A 17117-nucleotide genomic window follows, 5' to 3' on the forward strand; every position below is an offset into this window, starting at 1 on the left:
TCGACTTGGGTTGCCCGAACGATAGAGGAGGGTTCCGGCCATGTCCAAGATACTGGTGGTTTCGGATGTTCATTTGATCAGTCATGTGGAGTCACTTTCGACTCAACAGTTACGGCTTCAATTCATGCCATGGCTGCTGCAGCGGCGCTGGATACCGCTGTGGCTGGTGCGCTGGATTGTCGCCAAGCTGCGGCAGACCAGCGTCGCCGCGATGGAGAAGCTGGTGTCCGTGGTCGGGCCTTACAAGTTCGACTCGGTTATTACGGTAGGTGACACCATCCACGGTGTCGAGGAGCGTGGCGGCCACGGTCTCGCCGGACGCGCGGTGATGGCGGAATTGCTTAGCTATCTACCCAGGCTAGCCAAGCGAGTCCTCTTCCAAGTACCTTCCGAACACGAATTGGGGTACTGGGATGGAGTTGATTATTTCCCTCATGTGAAGTGGTGGCCTTTTCGTTTCATTGTCTGGTTGATCCGCCTGCTTATCGGCCACCCTCATCCCTTCCCCCGGCTAACCTGGAATAGCCTGGTACCGAGACCCGGGCTAATCCTACAGCGTGAAATCGGGGGACGGTACGATCCCGATGCGATCACGCAATGGCTCGAGCGAGTCGGACCGCTCTGGGGTAGCACCGTGGTCGAAGGCTGGACGTTTGTCTGGCTCGACTGCGACCTCATCCGCTGGCGGGAGAAGTTTTACAGGCTGAATAATTCCTACTACCTCGACCTAATGCGCCGCCAGGATGAGTTCCTGCAGCAGGTGCTCATGGACGCGCCGATCGGTCGAGTGGTTCTATTCACCCATCGGGTGAGCGTGATGATCGACCCGGTACTGCGGCGGTTCTGGTACACCATTCACGCGGTCACATTCGGTGACGCGCACTTTGCGGCCCAAGCACGGCGCGATGTGGCCGCGCTTGGATTGATTCCGTTCAAAACATGGTTTATCCCGGCCGCCTGGGGCTTCCAATGCGGCATCGGCCATCCCGGCTATGCCACCATCAACGTCACCCCAGAGGCGGTGACGTTCACCTCCACGACGATATAACCCACATTCCCCTGACTGACGGCTCTGCTGCGGTTGGGGGTTTCTTTTTTTACCATGATAATATTACGGTCTCGCGATCAAGCGACTATACGCACAGTTCATAAATACTAACGAACCAAGTAGCGGTATGTAAGCAAACAAAACATAATAATCAGCCGCGAAAATAAATACTGATAGTATTAAAAATATGGCGACTGATAATTTTATTATCAGATATGCTTGAGTCAACCGATACATGCGCCAGATACCTATTACGGCTAGCGTGTTTAAGACGACCAGGCTAAGAAATAAGATGGAGCCTACCAAAGAATATATTCGATCATTCAATAACCCATCAACTGAAATCGGTGCCACATTTTTTGATAAGTGACGAATGAAGTATGGCATGGCCATTGCTACCATCCCCAAACCTGCAATCTGTAATATTAACAAAATCCGCCAGGTGAGTCGGCGCCTGGGAAACTTATCGAAATAGTCCCGTCTTTCGTTTCTTTTCATTATGGCAATAAACTAGAATGTGTTCTATTATCATGAAATAGCTAACCCGGACAATACCGACCCTTGTCAAATATACTATTTTCTGCTAAATTGTGATAGTCACTAAATGGCTTTTTTCAAATATATTATTAATTCGGGCGATTAGTCCCGATGTCCCGTTGCGGGAATCGGGATCCCGATCGATTACGAAGTAATCGCATCGGGACTCAGGTCGTGAGGCGGCGTAAGAAAGGATCATTAAATAATTGAAATTGTAAGGGCGATTAGCTCAGGTGGTTAGAGCGCGTCACTGACCCGCCTGCCGAAGTAGGGAGAACATTGCCAGATAAATAGCTGAATTCGCTACCCTCATGGGCGATTAGCTCAGGTGGTTAGAGCGCGTCACTGATAATGACGAGGTCCCAGGTTCGAGTCCTGGATCGCCCACCAGAGCGAAGCAGTTATTTATAGCGTTCGTACGGCGGGCAGGTAATGACGAGGTCCCAGGTTCGAGTCCTGGATCGCCCACCAGCCTACGCCAAGGCTTCGTCTGGCGGGGCCATGTCTAGGTAGCTCAGCTGGGCCACGCAAAGCGGGGCGGGCAGAAGCGAACAAGCCCGCAGGGCGCCGTAAGCATCGACTGCTCAGAGCAGTAGCAGGTGCTGCCCCGGAAGAGCGAAGGAAAATTATTTTAAAAAGTACTGACAATAAGCCGAGGTAGCTCAGCTGGTAGAGCGAAGGACTGAAAATCCTTGCGTCGCCGGTTCGATTCCGGCCCTCGGCACCAGAGTTTTTTTGAATGAACCCAAAGTATAAGCGATCGTTGGTAGTATGATAACGGGGTGTGGCGCAGTTGGCTAGCGCGCCTGCTTTGGGAGCAGGAGGTCGAGGGTTCAAGTCCCTCCACCCCGACCAGCTGTATATACTACCGGTCAGCGCAGTTGGACTTGGAAACAGGAAGTCGAGGGTTTCCGCCCAAGGCGGACCACGAACCCGCTGTGGCTCGCGGCAAGTCCCTCCACCACGACCAGCTGTATATACTCCCGGTTAAGGCAGTCAGACGGGATCAGGCGGTCATAGTAGATTACGTTTTATTATACCTCACTACAATTGAAATGTGGAGTGTTGTAATTTTCAAGCAAAACAGTTTGCCAGCCTATGTCAACGATGATAGCATTATCGTATATGGCTCCATCGGCTGAACTTAAAACACAATTAGTATCCCTACTTCCAGTTTGGACAATCTGTTTACTGATGTTTTTTGGGTTGTGCGCCGGCGTTTATTTATTCCAGGCAAAACCAACGACTAACGCACTCCCGACGGACATAGCCAACGAACCAACTACCCCAAACAATCCCACCAAACCACTGCCCGCCATTGAATCCAAGCGTGAACTGACTTTTTTCGCGGTTGGTGACATTATGCTATCTCGAACTGTGTCGGATAAAATACGTAAATATGGTTTTAATTATCCGTTCGCTAAAACAAACGAATATCTCAATTCAGCTGATTTTGCTTTTGGTAATCTGGAAACGTCGATTACGGCTGGTCCCAACATTACTGCCGGCATGATGAGTTTTCGCGCTGATCCCGGCGTGGAGAATGCTTTGAAGCGGGCTAACTTCCAGGTCGTTTCATTGGCCAACAATCACACTCCAAACTTTGGCCAGAATGGTCTTTTGGATACATTCAGCTATTTGAAAAAGGCCGGTATTTCTTATGCCGGAGCCGGATCCAACAGTATCGAAGCGCATCAACCGGCTATCATCGAACGTAACGGGATTAAATTAGCCTTCCTGGCCTACAACGATACCGATGTGGTTCCTGCCTCCTACGGTGCTAGTGCCAACCGAGCCGGTACCGCCCTAATGAATATTACCGAACTAAAAAAAGATATCGCCGCCATTAAGCCGACGGTCGACTTTGTGATTGTCTCAATGCATAGTGGTACGGAATATACTTCCGCACCAAATAATCGACAAACCGATTTCGCCCATGCCGCTATCGATGCCGGCACGGAATTGGTGATCGGCCATCATCCGCATGTAGTTCAAACGATCGAAACATACAAAGACAAATTGATTATGTACAGCCTGGGTAATTTTGTGTTTGACCAGATGTGGTCGGAAGATACCCGCCATGGTGTAACCGCAAAAATAATTGTCGACGAAGATGGCGTTGAACAAGCCGCGTTCTCACCAATTATTATTGATGATTACTCCCAACCTCGTCCGGCTGCACCCGGTGAAGCATCGGCTATACTAAAACGGCTAGACGCAAATCATCCCCCAACCGCGATTGAATTATGGGAGCCAAAACGGTAAATCAACCCAACTGTTAATTGACTTCTTTCGTGCCAGCAATTCTCTTTGACAAAACGTCGTTTTTCAGCTATAATTACCTTATTGACTAAGGAATAATTGCCACAAAGATAGTACAGAGTGATAAAATATTCATGTTATCAAACGATACCAAACCAAAAAGAGACAACGTGACGCGTTGTTTTTTTATTGTCGATCGTAAACCAAATAGTTTACTTTTGTATGCAGTCACTGTTGTGATGATCGGTTTTGTATTTATTTTAACTAACCGTCCCACGCCAGCCAAAGCCGATACGACTCCTGTAATTGACTATGCTCCTAGTGCCATACAGAACGGTCAGATTGTAACCATTAACGGAACTGGGTTTGGAGTAAAAAGCCCGGTCGAACCCCTACGTTATGACGACTTCCAAGACGGGACGATCGGACAACGTATAAATGATCAGGCCAGTGGCGGATGGTTTACACAAGCATTCGTGCACTACCCGTACTATTCAACCGAGTCACAACGCGTTATGGGCGACGTCGTTGCTACCCAGCATTATGACGTAACCGACTACAACCAAAATATAGGTTTGCAAGAAATAAACCCGCCCTATAAGCACATGTACACTAGCATGTACATCCACCGGGACGACATCAGCGGTGATGCCAAATACAGCACCAATGTAAAGCTTTGGAGCAGGTTCGAAGCCGATGCGGGTGATTATATTTACCTTCCTCAAGCCCGCTGTGAGTCCCAACCCAGCAATGGACAGGGCCTCATGGTCGGATACGACCGCAATCAGATTGCCTCATGCAGTACCTGGTATGATATGTCACCCTGGTGGGAAAACGAGTTCTCGGGTTGGGTGCGTTCGGAAAGATACATTGATGCGGGGACTATAAATGGCAACGATTGGGTGCAGTGGTTTCGTGAAGATTTACAGACCGTATCAGAAACGGGTCCTGGATGCGGTAGTCTTTTAGTGACTCCCCTCGATCTTAGTATGCTATATATCGGCAACTATTGGCGAGCTGAAAACGCTCAGCAGGAGTCTAAAACATATACCAGCGAACTTTATGTGGACACCACCCAAGCCCGTGTCGAGATCGGCAATACCTCAACCTGGGATACGAACACTCATCGTGAGATTCAAATACCCCACACCACTTGGAATGACGACCAGATTCAATTCACCGTCAACCAAGGCACTTTCACCGACGGTGAGTCGGCCTACCTCTATGTGGTAGATGAGAATGGAGTGGTAAATACCACCGGTTATCCAATTACTTTCGGGGGTATCGCCTCAAATATTCCCCCGGTTTTAGCCAGCATTGGTAATAAGTCTCTTCATGAACAAGAGACCCTGACGATCAACGTGTTAGCTTCAGACGATGATCCGGAAGATACGCTGACTCTGTCAGCTTCCAATCTTCCTACCGGCGCTACTTTTACAGATAATGATGGTGGATCGGGTGCCTTCTCTTGGACACCGACCGATCAACAGGCCAATATATATTCTAACATACACTTCGAAGTCACGGACGGAACCGACACGGATACCGAAGATATTACTATTACCGTATTGGATGGAGCGGCTGACTGTACTCCGGCCTGGGATTGTTCGAATTGGTCTGTTTGCGCTGATTCGATTCAAACCCGATCCTGCCATGATGACAACAATTGCGGTTCCGATGCCGGACGGCCGGTGGAATCGGCCGAGTGCGACAGTACGGCACCGGGGGCGGCGGTAGATTTGGTGGCTAGTTAAAATATGTCGAGCTTAAACCATAAAAACATCTTAAGAATATTAACACTGATATTTTCTATTGTCGGTAGTGTTTTTGTTTTGTTTAATTTTCCAACACGGGCTAAGGCGGATACGACTCCTGAAATAATCTTTATGCCTAGTACCATACAGAACGGTCAGAGCGTGACGATTAATGGAAGTGGGTTTGGGATAAAATATCCGGTTGAACCAACAAAATGGGATACATTTGACGTTGGTTTAAACGAGGCCCTCCTAGGCTCTACCCAGCCTGAGTGGATAGCGTTTCAGCAAGGCGGGGCTAAATATGATAGCACATATTATCATAGTGGCCCTTTTTCAGTCGGTAATAAGCTCACCCCAGAATCACAGTGGGCAACAAATTATTTTCAATTCACACCCACGGATAACATATTCGTTTCTTATTGGTGGCGCACCGCTTACACTGATATCGACGACTATGGCATTACAAAACTAACCAGAATAACATCAAGCCCAGCCGCAGGTGGAGAAGGTATTTATGACGGGGTCGGCACAACAGCTCTGACCAATATGAATCCACGGTATAATTCAATACCGTATCTGTTTTATCAAAACACTAGCAGTCCCGTTGCGCCACCATTAGCCGAACTTACCGTTCCTTATAACGAATGGGCGCGAATCGACACCCACACCAAACGTTCGACGGCTGGAGTTTCCGATGGTTCTGTTATGACGGAATGCGTCGGCCATGACATTCATGCGCTGATATCGCAAGAGAACTGCTCAATCGGATATGACTATCATTGGGACACAGTATTACTTGGTCTGATGGCGGCAAATGTCGCTGGATATTATGAACTGTACTTAGATGACATCTATATTGACACTACCCAAGCCCGTGTCGAGATCGGCAATACCTCAACCTGGGATACGAATACCCATCGTGAGATCCAAATACCCCACACCACCTGGAATGACGACCAGATTCAATTCACCGTCAACCAAGGTACCTTCACTAATGGTGAGTCGGCCTATCTCTATGTGGTAGATGAGAATGGAGTGGTAAATACCACCGGTTATCCAATTACTTTCGGGGGTATCGCCTCAAATATTCCCCCGGTTTTAGCCAGCATTGGTAATAAGTCTCTTCATGAACAAGAGACCCTGACGATCAACGTGTTAGCTTCAGACGATGATCCGGAAGATACGCTGACTCTGTCAGCTTCCAATCTTCCTACCGGCGCTACTTTTACAGATAATGATGGTGGATCGGGTGCCTTCTCTTGGACACCGACCGATCAACAGGCCAATATATATTCTAACATACACTTCGAAGTCACGGACGGAACCGACACGGATACCGAAGATATTACTATTACCGTATTGGATGGAGCGGCTGACTGTACTCCGGCCTGGGATTGTTCGAATTGGTCTGTTTGCGCTGATTCGATTCAAACCCGATCCTGCCATGATGACAACAATTGCGGTTCCGATGCCGGACGGCCGGTGGAATCGGCCGAGTGCGACAGTACGGCACCGGGTATTGTATCCGACCTCCGATAAAGCAGTTATAAATTACATTAAATCAATCTGGGCATATTTTACCGATGGGGCTATTTAAGGTACAATGTTTAACCATCAGGACTACGATAAGATAATCATATAGTACCCAACTATCGAAACATGGAGCCAAACAACAAACGAATTCAATGATTCAAGTATTAATAAAAACAGTGTCAAAAAAACCTCGTATCGTACTTGTGGTACTATTTGTCACACTAAGCTATGTAACGATATTGCATAATACTCCTCAAGCTCGTGCAGACGCGTCTACCTACTATGTTCGGCCAACTGATTGCAGCGATGATGGCTCAGGATCATCGAATTTGCCTTACTGTACGATTCAGAAAGCGGCCAACACTGCCCGGGCGGGCGATACGGTTCTTTTGTACGACGGCATATACCGCTCGAGTACGAATACCACCTTCTCATATTCCGGGACGGAATCGCAACCTATTACATTTCGGGCAATTGGAGACGGTGCCATCTTAACCGGAAACGTGCCGCTGGATGAATCATTGTTTCAAAAAACTGCTGGCTTCACTTCGGTCTATGAAATAACTGAAGCGCAAATCCCCGCTTCCGCTTATTACCAGGGTGTGTTTGATATTGTAAGAAGCGGACTCGTCCAGCTAGACGGGCAGTCGGTGTATACCGGATATCGAAGTGACCAGTTTAATAATATCCTCCACGAAAACTCCGCCGTACCAGTAGCTAACATAGCCGCGGTCGACTCGACAACTTATTCGTGGTACTTCGATACCGAATCGCGCAAACTCTACATCCATACCCGCGAGGGTGACGCCCCGACCACACATGAGTGGGAAGTTAATCGACCTTTTGGAGGACGATTTCTCACGCTGGCGGCGTCGGTAAAGAACCTGGTGTTTGATGGTCTCATATTTCGCTATGCCTCGATCTATTTTGGTAATAGAGGTAATGAAAATATTACCGTGCAAAATTTCGAAACCATAGGATCTGGAATGTCGATCGACGGAGGGGCAATCAATGTGACCTTCCAGAACTGCCATATTCACGATACGCTGGTGGCGGTCAATGCGGGATATGACGGGTTGAATGTTTCGGAAAGTACGGGTGCTAAAATAATAAACTGTGTGATAGAGCGTGGCTGGAATAATATCCAGTGGGGCAATAACACTAACACGTTATTTGACCGGGTAATTTCACGCGATTGCCCAAATCATCCTATGAATGGATCGAACTCAATAAATATGAGCGTGTCAAATTCTATCATCTTGCGTGGCCAAGAAGGTTTTTATATCCACGGCGATGTTGGTATGACCATTGGGAATTCATTGTTTTCTAGTTTACTCATGGAACGTAGTTCAAATTATGAGTGTCGCATTCCCAATCAAATCACATTAAGAAATAATATTTTTAGTGGCTACTATATAAACGCCGTTGATTGTCCGGCTTTCACTTGGGCGGAAGTTCTGCTCGATTCCGATGATAATTACTTTCTTCCCACTGATGGTCCAGACTCCAACTGGCTCGCGCAGACCGGTTGGTTTGAGATCTGTCATACTACCCAAGACACACTTACGATCTGCCAGGGTATAACCGGACAGGACATGAACTCGCGGACAGCCGACGGAACACCGCTTTGGACGGATTGGACAAGTGATAACTTTCATCTGCTTTCAGGCGCGCTCGTTGTAGATACTGGCGTCAACGTTGGTAATTCTCATGATTACGATAATGTCCCGCGTCCCAAAGGTGCTGGTTTCGATATTGGCGCTTTCGAATACGACCCCAATTGCACTCCCAACTGGTGGTGCACCAATTGGTCGGTGTGTGCTGATTCACAACAAACCCGATCCTGCCATGATGATAATAATTGCGGTTCGGATGCTGGCCGGCCTGTTGAGTCAGCCGATTGCGATAGCACGGCGCCAGGGGTAGTGGTAGATTTGATGGCCAACTAGATATCAACCAACCAACTTGAAGCCGATCAAGTGATTTTGTCGTCTTTACATTATCGCCTCTTCGGGGTATGATGTTCGGGACTATTAAGTATTTTACTGCCGATATATGTCAAAGTATTACACCCCGAAACGGGTAAAAAACGTCTTCGATCCAAAACAGAGCTTCCCGTTTCAAATCAGCCGATCGAAAATCGACTTGTTTATGAACTGCCCCCGATGTTTTTATTTTGACCGGCGTCTGGGCGTGGCTCAGCCGCCTGGCTATCCATTTAGTTTAAACTCAGCCGTGGATACGCTTCTGAAAAAAGAATTCGACTCGCACCGCGCCGCCGGCACACCGCATCCAATGATGAAGGTTTACGGACTCGATGCCGTGCCCTATCAGCACGAGCAATTGGAAGCGTGGCGCGATTCGCTCCGGCGCGGCATTCAATATCTGCACCCGGGCACCAATCTTTTAATCAGTGGCGGCGTCGATGATGTTTGGGTTAACCCGACTGGCGAACTCATCATCGTTGATTATAAAGCTACCGCAAAAATCGGCGAAGTCAGCCTGGATGCCGATTGGCAAATCGGGTACAAGCGGCAGATGGAAGTTTACCAGTGGCTATTCCGCCAAAATGGATTTCAGGTTTCACCCACCGGTTATTTCGTTTATTGCAATGGCCAAACCGATCGAATCGCTTTTGATGCGAAACTGGAGTTTGAAGTTAAGTTGATCCCATACACCGGCGATACCCAGTGGATTGAACCGGCCTTGCTTATAATGAAACAGTGTCTGCAGTCGGCGTCACTGCCGCCCGTTGGAGCGGATTGTGATTATTGCCGGTATCGCGAAGCCATCAAATCGGTCGAACCCAAGTTAACCGGTGTGGGAAAATTACTCTAGCCTATAGGCGCCAATAATAGTGTAATATTATGCCCGCATCAAACGATACAAGTACCACGGAGCCAACCGAAGCGGACATCCAGATCATTGTGTCTCGAGCCCAGCAAGGTGACGCGGACGGCTTCGCCCGCTTATTTGATATCTTCAGTAATCGGATCTACCGGTTCTTCCGAGTTCGTCTGTCTGACAATGAGACCGCCGAAGACTTGACCCAGGTGGTTTTTCTAGAGATGCTCCAGGCTTTGGGCCGCTACAAAACTCATCCAGACGCCAAATTTTCGACCTGGTTGTTTCAGATCGCCCGCTTTCGATTGATTGACCACTATCGCCAGCATCGTCAGCACGTTTCAATCGACGATCTGCCGGCTCAAGCGCACCCAAATCTGTCCGTTGACGCGGTGGCCTACGAGCTGCCGGTGGTCGATGATCTACTGAATCAATTGCCGGAAAACTACCGCACGATATTGCACCTGCGCTACCAGGAACAACTTAGTACCAGCGAAATTGCTAAAGTTCTGAAAACCAGCGCCATCAATGTCCGAGTGCTGCATCACCGGGCAATTCGCGCCGCGCGTAAATTATTGCCACCAACCTAATTATATGAATATTCCATCCACCTCCGGATCAAAGCCCGATATCGCCGACCGGCTATGCCAAAACGCAAATGTCTGCCTGACATCGGATGCGCAACGGCGCATTCGGGAGCGTTTGTTGTCCGAATATCAGGAGCAGAAATACCGCTATTCAATGCCTCCGGTTTCCGCAACGCCCCGGCATCGCCTGGCTCCGGTAATTATCTCCGTGGCCTTCGTGGTAATAATTGGCGCCGGGATTGGCACTGTTTCGGCTGCCAACGACGCTAAACCGGGCGATCTCTTATTTGGCATCGACCGAGCCGTAGAACGCGTCCAGCTGGCGGTTACGCCCGATCAGATCCAACGGGCCAAGCTGCTGGCCGACATTGCCCGGGAACGGGAACAAGAGCACCGAGATTTGAAGTTGACCGACAATACCGCGGCCGCCCAAAAAGCCGAACAGCTGGCCGTGGCCGCTGTTAGCCGGGCGGTTGAGACCAATGACACCGTTCGAGCTGAATTGATCGAGCGGGGCGACAGTGCGGCCGTGACCGACTTGAACCAGGTTCGTAACGAAGTGGACTCGCTGACTAATTCAGAACCCAGCCCGGCCACCACAGGACTGACCGGCGTCAGCATAAAGATACAACAGCACTCGGCGACTGTAACCCTGAAACTGAACGCGGCTGTCGCTACCTTTCAGCTTCCAACCGACAATTTAGCCGAAATTGAACAAAGTATTGCCCAACGCACCGGCATCGGCTTGCCGGAGATCAAACAAATGGTCGTACTCGAGCCGGATCACGCGGCCGATGGCATACCGAATTCCGAAACGCCCACTGGTGCCAACGATTCAAACACTAATTCCACGAATGATGGCCAACCGGTAAGTGATATTACTGCTGCCCCATCTACCGCCGATACCAATTCAGCCGACCCGTCGCCGGTAAATGGTAGTACAATCTTGCCGGCAGGGTGGGACATAACAGTAACCACCCAGGACGACACGGCCAGCGTTGGAATCACGCAAAACGGTTTGGCGATCTTTGCCTGGACTCTCCCGACGGCTGACGCCGAGCAGATTATTGCCAGCATCAGCCAAAGAACTGGTTTAAGTGCTGATCAAATTCGTTCAACCTGGCATCTCGTAGCTGAGTAGTATCCAGTTGGAGCCGTCACTTCATTAACTGATATACCGAGAACTGATGCAGCACTTGCCGCACCAAAATCATCGTCTATTGCCCTGGCCGATCGAATCGGCAGATTGGCCGGCTTTTCGTTACGCGCAGATTAATCGCGCCGTGTTTCATGATTTGATCGACAATTGGTCACAGGCCACCACTTTGCCACAAACGGTTCGTGCCGGTTTGGCTAATACGTGGCCCTTGTCTTTTGAAGTTAGAAGATTGGAATCAAGCGACCAACGCACCACGAAAGCGCTGATGACGCTGGCCGATGGTGCGGTAATTGAGTCAGTATTGATGCGCTACCCAAAACGCAATAGCGTCTGTGTTTCCTGCCAAGTAGGGTGCGCAGTTGGCTGCAGTTTCTGCGCCACTGGCCGGCTGGGTTTTCGGCGCAATTTAACGCCCTGGGAAATCATCAGCCAGGTCTTGCTATTCAGCCGCCAATTGAAAGTCAAAAACGAGCGCGTCGACAGCGTCGTGTTTATGGGTATGGGTGAGCCCTTCCTGAACTACGAATCAGTTCTACCTGCAATCCGATTGCTCAATGACCCGGCCGGCCTCAACCTGGGCGCCCGGCATATGTCGATTTCCACCAGCGGAATAGTTCCGGGTATCAGACGTTTTCTCAAAGAACGCCTCGAGGTCAATTTGGCAATATCTTTGCACGCCCCCAATGACCGTCTGCGCACCCGCCTGATGCCGATCAACACCACCTACCCGCTCAAGACGCTAATGTCCGCTGCGTCTGAATACGTGTCCAAAGCTCGACGCCGTTTGATGTTTGAATATATAATGATAGCGGGTCTGAACGATACCGACGATTGCGCCGAAGAGTTGGCAGCGCTGTTAAAACATCCGCTATATTTCGTGAATATCATACCGTACAATCTGACAGGCATTTATTCGCCCACTCCCGCCCACCAAGTAAAGCGCTTCATCAATCTGCTGCGCCGGCAACACGTCAGCGTTACCCAACGAGCCGAGTTCGGCCAGGAAATTATGGCAGCCTGCGGCCAGCTGGCCGGTCGGTCAGGACAGTCAAAGTAATAATCATATCAGTAATAATTTATCTATGTTTTTACAACGACGCTTGGACAGTTACGTAGCTCTGGTATCCAGTCTGATTATTGTCTTTATCGGCGCTACATTGTATATCGGGTTGGATCACAAGCTAAATCAAACAGCCGATACTAAACCATCCCCGAGGGAACTCCACTACCCCGGCAATGGTTATTTTACCAGCGCCGACGATTTCAAGAGTTTTCTCCAAGAATCATCGAGTGTCAACGCTCGCAATTATTCCAACGCCAGGGTAACTGACTTAGCATTGCCGAATATGGCCGAGCAGGATGCGGCTGGTATTCTAAAATCGACCAGCGGCGCCAGCCGATATTCACAAACCAATGTCCAAGTGGCGGGCATCGACGAACCTGATATCGTCAAGACAAATGGCCAAGAAATATTTATCTCTACCGAAAGCCCCTATTATGGCGCGGTTGAACCAGCTATACTGGAAGAAGACCAAGCGGTCAAGAGCAGCGCATCGAGTGAAACGGCCTTGCCCGCCCCCACCACTCCCACCCGGATTGTTTCTGCGCTTCCGGCTGACAAAGCCGCCGTCGCCAGCACGTTGGCCAAAACTGGCCCACTACTCTATGCGCAAGATACACTGGTTGTTTTTTCCACCGATAAAAAAGTGACGGGCTATAACGTAGCCGATCAAAATAAGCCAACCCAAAGCTGGACTTACGACATTGATGGCTCGTATCTGACCGCGCGCCTGTGGCAGAATAAAATCTATCTGATTGTCGACGCTAGTATCGACGAATCAAATCCCTGTCCGATCCAACCTCTAGCGACCGATCATACAACTATCACTATTCCTTGCAATCGGGTATACCATCCAGCCGCTGATACGGCCGTCGACTCAACCTATTCAGTCATGAAGATCGACCCCGCTACCGGCCAAGTTGAACAGTCGCTTTCGTTTGTCGGCAGTACCGACGCGTCAACTGTTTACGTATCGCCGAATGCTATTTATCTGACCCATCCCGCCGTGATCGACTATGCGGCTTACTCTTACACCTCGATGATTGAATCGGCGCTGACCCTGCTGCCTACCAGCGTTCAAGATAAAATCACCCGGCTTAATACTTATGATATAAGCATCGAGGCCAAATATACGGAACTCCAATCAATCCTGGATGACTACTACAACTCGCTAACCGCCGAGGATCGTCTGCGCCAGCAAACCGCGATCGAAAAAAGCCTCGACGCGTACTTCCAGGAACATCGCCGCGAATTGGAGAAAACCGGCCTGACAAAAATAACCCTATCTGACCTGACAGTTACCGCTACCGGCGAAGTGCCCGGTTATCCCCTCAACCAATTCTCAATCGATGAATACCAGGGTAACCTGCGCATTGCCACCACATCAAGCAGTCAGTTCTCTTCTCTGGGCTCGGGGGACACCGCCAACGATATCTATGTCTTCGATAGCAAATTGGACAAGATCGGCCAGCTGCAAAATCTCGGATTGGGCGAGACAATATACTCCGCCCGTTTTGTCGGCAACCGCGGTTATTTAGTTACCTTCCGGCAGACCGATCCATTCTTCGTCCTCGACTTGTCCGATCCCCGCAAACCTGAATTGAAGGGTGAATTGAAAATCCCCGGCTACTCATCATATCTTCACCCCCTAACCGATACATTAGTCCTGGGAGTTGGGGCTGAGAGCTCCCATGCGAAGTTATCGCTGTTTGACGTGACCGACGCCAATAAACCCATCGAGCTGGCAAATCAGAAATTGGATGACTACTGGTCCGAGGCGCAGAATAATCATCACGCCTTCCTTCAGGATGCACAACATAAAGTGTTCTTCCTGCCGGGCGGAACTAATGGTTACGTGTATAGCTACGACGCCAACACCCTGACCCTGGCGAAAAAAGTAGATGGCCTGTCCATGAAACGGGCGGTATATCTCGATAACAATCTCTACATAATCGGCGAGTCGAGCCTGGTGGTGCTGGATGAAACCAATTGGAATCAAGTGGGTCAGCTTCAATATCCGACGAATTGATCGTGAATTATTGCTGAAGATAGACGGAGCGCCAAACTTGACGCTCCGTTTTTGTCGCGGTATAGTGTGTGGTTATTAACTTAGGAACAACTATATGAATATTACTGTCGGACAAAAAGCGCCGGATTTCTCACTGGCCGATCAGAGCGGTCAGGTTCGCCACTTGAACCAATACCGCGGCAGTTGGGTATTGTTGTATTTTTACCCCCAAGATGACACGCCCGGCTGCACCACCGAAGCCTGCGGCCTGCGTGATGCTTTCCCAGATTTTGGCAAATTAGACACCGTGGTTTTGGGCGTCAGCACCGATTCGGTGGCCAGCCACAAGAAGTTTGCCGCGAAGTACCATCTGCCGTTCACTATCCTGGCCGATGAGCAGAAAGAAGTGGTCAAACTTTACGGCGTTTGGGCGCCGAAGAAGTTTCTCGGCAAAGAATTTCTCGGTACGAAACGGGTTTCGTTTCTCATTGACCCCGCAGGCTTGATTGCCAAGATATATGACCCGGTCAAACCCGCCGCCCATACCGATGAAGTTAAACGCGATCTGAAAATACTCCGCGGCAAATAAACGGCGCAGTCATCAGCTTGACTAAGTGGCGTGTTATTCGTTAGGCTTAGGGGGTATTTACTAAATCATTCTTATGCCCCATGCCTGATTTTACACCGTATCGAATTGCGCGCCGGGAGCAGCTGACGCCCACGATTATTTCTTTTACCCTACAACCGGAAACGGGCCAGTTAATTGAATACCAGCCTGGGCAATTTGTCATGGTTGGAGTCTACGATAAAGCTGGTCAGATAATCGCCAAGAAACCCTATTCTATCTGCAGCACGCCCACCAACAAGCACGAACTCCAGCTTTCTTACAAGATCCAGGGGGAGTTTACGCATCGGCTGGCTGAGTTGCGGGAGAATGACCGGGTCGCGATCGCCGGGCCATTCGGCGTGTTTACCCTGCGTCCGCAGACCACCCGGGATGTAGTGCTGCTGGCTGGCGGCATCGGCCTGACGCCGTTGTTGGGTATGCTACGTTACGCGGCTGATAATAATATTACGCAGAACTTCACCCTTCTGTACGCCGTTCGCAGTCCGGAAGAGCTAGCTTTCAAAACTGAATTGGATATACTGGCCCAACAACATCCCAACATCAAGTGCGTCTATTTTGCTGAATCATTCTCCGATGACTGGTCTGGCGAACGCGGACGGATTACGCCGGAACTGCTAAAAATATACAGTGATCCGATGGCAGCTAAAGAATACTACATTTGCGGACCGCCGATATTTATCCAAATAATGATCAAGCTATTGGCAGATGGCGGCGTCCCCGCCCAGCAGGTGCATAATGAGAAGTTTTAAACTCTTCAAGCTAGTTTAAACCGTAGGCGGGCAAACGTTTGCCCGCCTACGTTATTGTATTCGCAAAAGTGGCTTGGTGCTACCTAAACTCCGCCAAGATCTTCTTGGCCGCGGTTCTATTGGCCAGCTGCCGCACTAACGGCGCTTTTTGTAACTGGGGATGAAGTGATTCAAAAGTCGGTTTTGATTCTTGAAATAGAATCCCGATTGGCAGCTTTTCCATTTCACCGGCTTTGACATAAGCCTTTGCCCGATTATTGGCCAGCCAGTTGATTGTCTCCAGTTTGTATATGCGCAGCTTAACTTCCTCGCGTAAGTTTTTCTTGTCGTAAAATATCACGCAGGGCTGGATTACTTCGACCACCGCGAAACCGGGGTGCTTGATGGCAGCTTGGTATAAATCTTTCAGATGGCTAACTTCGTCTGAAAACCCACGGGCGACAAACGTGGCGCCAGCCGTCAGAGCCATCTGCAAACCATTGAGCGGATATTCTTTTGCTCCGGTTGGGGCGGTTTTTGTTTTATCGCCGGTTTTGGTAGTGGGCGAAGTTTGGCCGGTCGTTAAACTATAGCGCTCATTATTATGCACAATCATGGTCATATCAATATTGCGCCGGCAGGCATGTAAGAAATGGTTGCCGCCCTCACCATATGCGCCGCCATCGCCGCCCATCGCTAATACCGTCAGGTCGTGATTGGCTAATTTAACTGCTTGCGCTACCGGCAGTGCCCGCCCGTGCAGACTGTGGAAACCGTACAGCCGATGCCAGTTGGCGCCATTACTGGAGCACCCGATATCAAAAGCCATCATCACTTGATACGGTTTTAATCCCAGACCGCTGAGCGCCTGGGTCAACGCCGTCCACATGCCAAAGTTGCCACAACCGGGACACCAAGTCGGCTGATTCTGGTTCATAAAGCTTTGTGGCGATGTGGTTGAGGTGG

General features: G+C 49.6%; 14 protein-coding genes and 3 tRNA genes. 15 read left to right on the plus strand and 2 right to left on the minus strand.

The features are described 5' to 3' along the window. The first annotated feature begins 211 nt into the window (after nucleotides 1-211). Complete coding sequence (locus WC734_02745; protein MFA6198054.1) at nucleotides 212-1048, plus strand: hypothetical protein; 837 nt, start codon at nucleotides 212-214, stop codon at nucleotides 1046-1048. A 63-nt stretch (nucleotides 1049-1111) separates the two neighbouring features. On the opposite strand, the gene WC734_02750 is transcribed toward WC734_02745, so the two are convergent. After that, nucleotides 1112-1546: a hypothetical protein gene (locus WC734_02750; GenBank protein ID MFA6198055.1), complete on the minus strand. Its 435-nt coding sequence runs from the start codon at nucleotides 1544-1546 to the stop codon at nucleotides 1112-1114. 352 nt (nucleotides 1547-1898) lie between these two features. On the opposite strand from WC734_02750, the gene WC734_02755 reads away from it, so the two are divergent. The 14 genes from WC734_02755 (at nucleotide 1899) to WC734_02820 (ending at nucleotide 16172) form a co-directional block, all read left to right on the plus strand. Further along, nucleotides 1899-1975 (plus strand) — tRNA-Ile (locus WC734_02755). Between the two features lie 261 nt (nucleotides 1976-2236). After that, nucleotides 2237-2312 (plus strand) — tRNA-Phe (locus WC734_02760). Nucleotides 2313-2363: 51 nt separating this feature from the next. Further along, nucleotides 2364-2440 (plus strand) — tRNA-Pro (locus WC734_02765). A 270-nt stretch (nucleotides 2441-2710) separates the two neighbouring features. Continuing rightward, on the plus strand, nucleotides 2711-3850 hold the full coding sequence (locus tag WC734_02770) for a CapA family protein (protein ID MFA6198056.1): 1140 nt from the start codon (nucleotides 2711-2713) through the stop codon (nucleotides 3848-3850). 131 nt (nucleotides 3851-3981) lie between these two features. After that, the gene (locus tag WC734_02775; protein ID MFA6198057.1) at nucleotides 3982-5601 is read left to right on the plus strand and encodes an Ig domain-containing protein; all 1620 of its coding nucleotides are present in this window, start codon (nucleotides 3982-3984) and stop codon (nucleotides 5599-5601) included. A gap of 132 nt (nucleotides 5602-5733) precedes the next feature. Then, nucleotides 5734-7143: a putative Ig domain-containing protein gene (locus WC734_02780; GenBank protein ID MFA6198058.1), complete on the plus strand. Its 1410-nt coding sequence runs from the start codon at nucleotides 5734-5736 to the stop codon at nucleotides 7141-7143. Between the two features lie 146 nt (nucleotides 7144-7289). Continuing rightward, complete coding sequence (locus WC734_02785) at nucleotides 7290-9086, plus strand: right-handed parallel beta-helix repeat-containing protein (GenBank protein MFA6198059.1); 1797 nt, start codon at nucleotides 7290-7292, stop codon at nucleotides 9084-9086. 106 nt (nucleotides 9087-9192) lie between these two features. Continuing rightward, the gene (locus WC734_02790) at nucleotides 9193-9975 is read left to right on the plus strand and encodes a PD-(D/E)XK nuclease family protein (protein MFA6198060.1); all 783 of its coding nucleotides are present in this window, start codon (nucleotides 9193-9195) and stop codon (nucleotides 9973-9975) included. 29 nt (nucleotides 9976-10004) lie between these two features. Next, nucleotides 10005-10571, plus strand: coding sequence for a sigma-70 family RNA polymerase sigma factor (locus WC734_02795; GenBank protein ID MFA6198061.1), 567 nt, complete (start codon nucleotides 10005-10007; stop codon nucleotides 10569-10571). A 4-nt stretch (nucleotides 10572-10575) separates the two neighbouring features. Beyond that, nucleotides 10576-11709 carry a DUF5667 domain-containing protein gene (locus WC734_02800; protein MFA6198062.1) on the plus strand — a complete coding sequence of 378 codons (1134 nt, stop codon included), beginning with the start codon at nucleotides 10576-10578 and terminating at the stop codon, nucleotides 11707-11709. A 46-nt stretch (nucleotides 11710-11755) separates the two neighbouring features. After that, nucleotides 11756-12784 (plus strand): 23S rRNA (adenine(2503)-C(2))-methyltransferase RlmN, encoded by a 1029-nt coding sequence (rlmN, locus tag WC734_02805; protein ID MFA6198063.1) that lies wholly within the window; start codon nucleotides 11756-11758, stop codon nucleotides 12782-12784. Between the two features lie 25 nt (nucleotides 12785-12809). Then, nucleotides 12810-14816, plus strand: coding sequence for a beta-propeller domain-containing protein (locus WC734_02810; GenBank protein ID MFA6198064.1), 2007 nt, complete (start codon nucleotides 12810-12812; stop codon nucleotides 14814-14816). Between the two features lie 94 nt (nucleotides 14817-14910). Next, entirely contained in the window at nucleotides 14911-15384 is a 474-nt protein-coding gene (gene bcp / locus WC734_02815; protein MFA6198065.1) for a thioredoxin-dependent thiol peroxidase, read from the plus strand. Between the two features lie 80 nt (nucleotides 15385-15464). Beyond that, on the plus strand, nucleotides 15465-16172 hold the full coding sequence (locus tag WC734_02820; GenBank protein ID MFA6198066.1) for a ferredoxin--NADP reductase: 708 nt from the start codon (nucleotides 15465-15467) through the stop codon (nucleotides 16170-16172). Between the two features lie 79 nt (nucleotides 16173-16251). Here the strand turns inward: WC734_02820 and WC734_02825 are convergent, their stop codons facing one another. Next, nucleotides 16252-17088, minus strand: a complete 837-nt coding sequence (locus WC734_02825; GenBank protein ID MFA6198067.1) for a thiamine pyrophosphate-dependent enzyme — start codon at nucleotides 17086-17088, stop codon at nucleotides 16252-16254. Nucleotides 17089-17117 lie beyond the last annotated feature (29 nt).

It is taken from the genome of Patescibacteria group bacterium (assembly GCA_041661625.1).
GTDB lineage: Bacteria > Patescibacteriota > Patescibacteriia > JAHIZJ01 > JAHIZJ01 > JBAZUB01.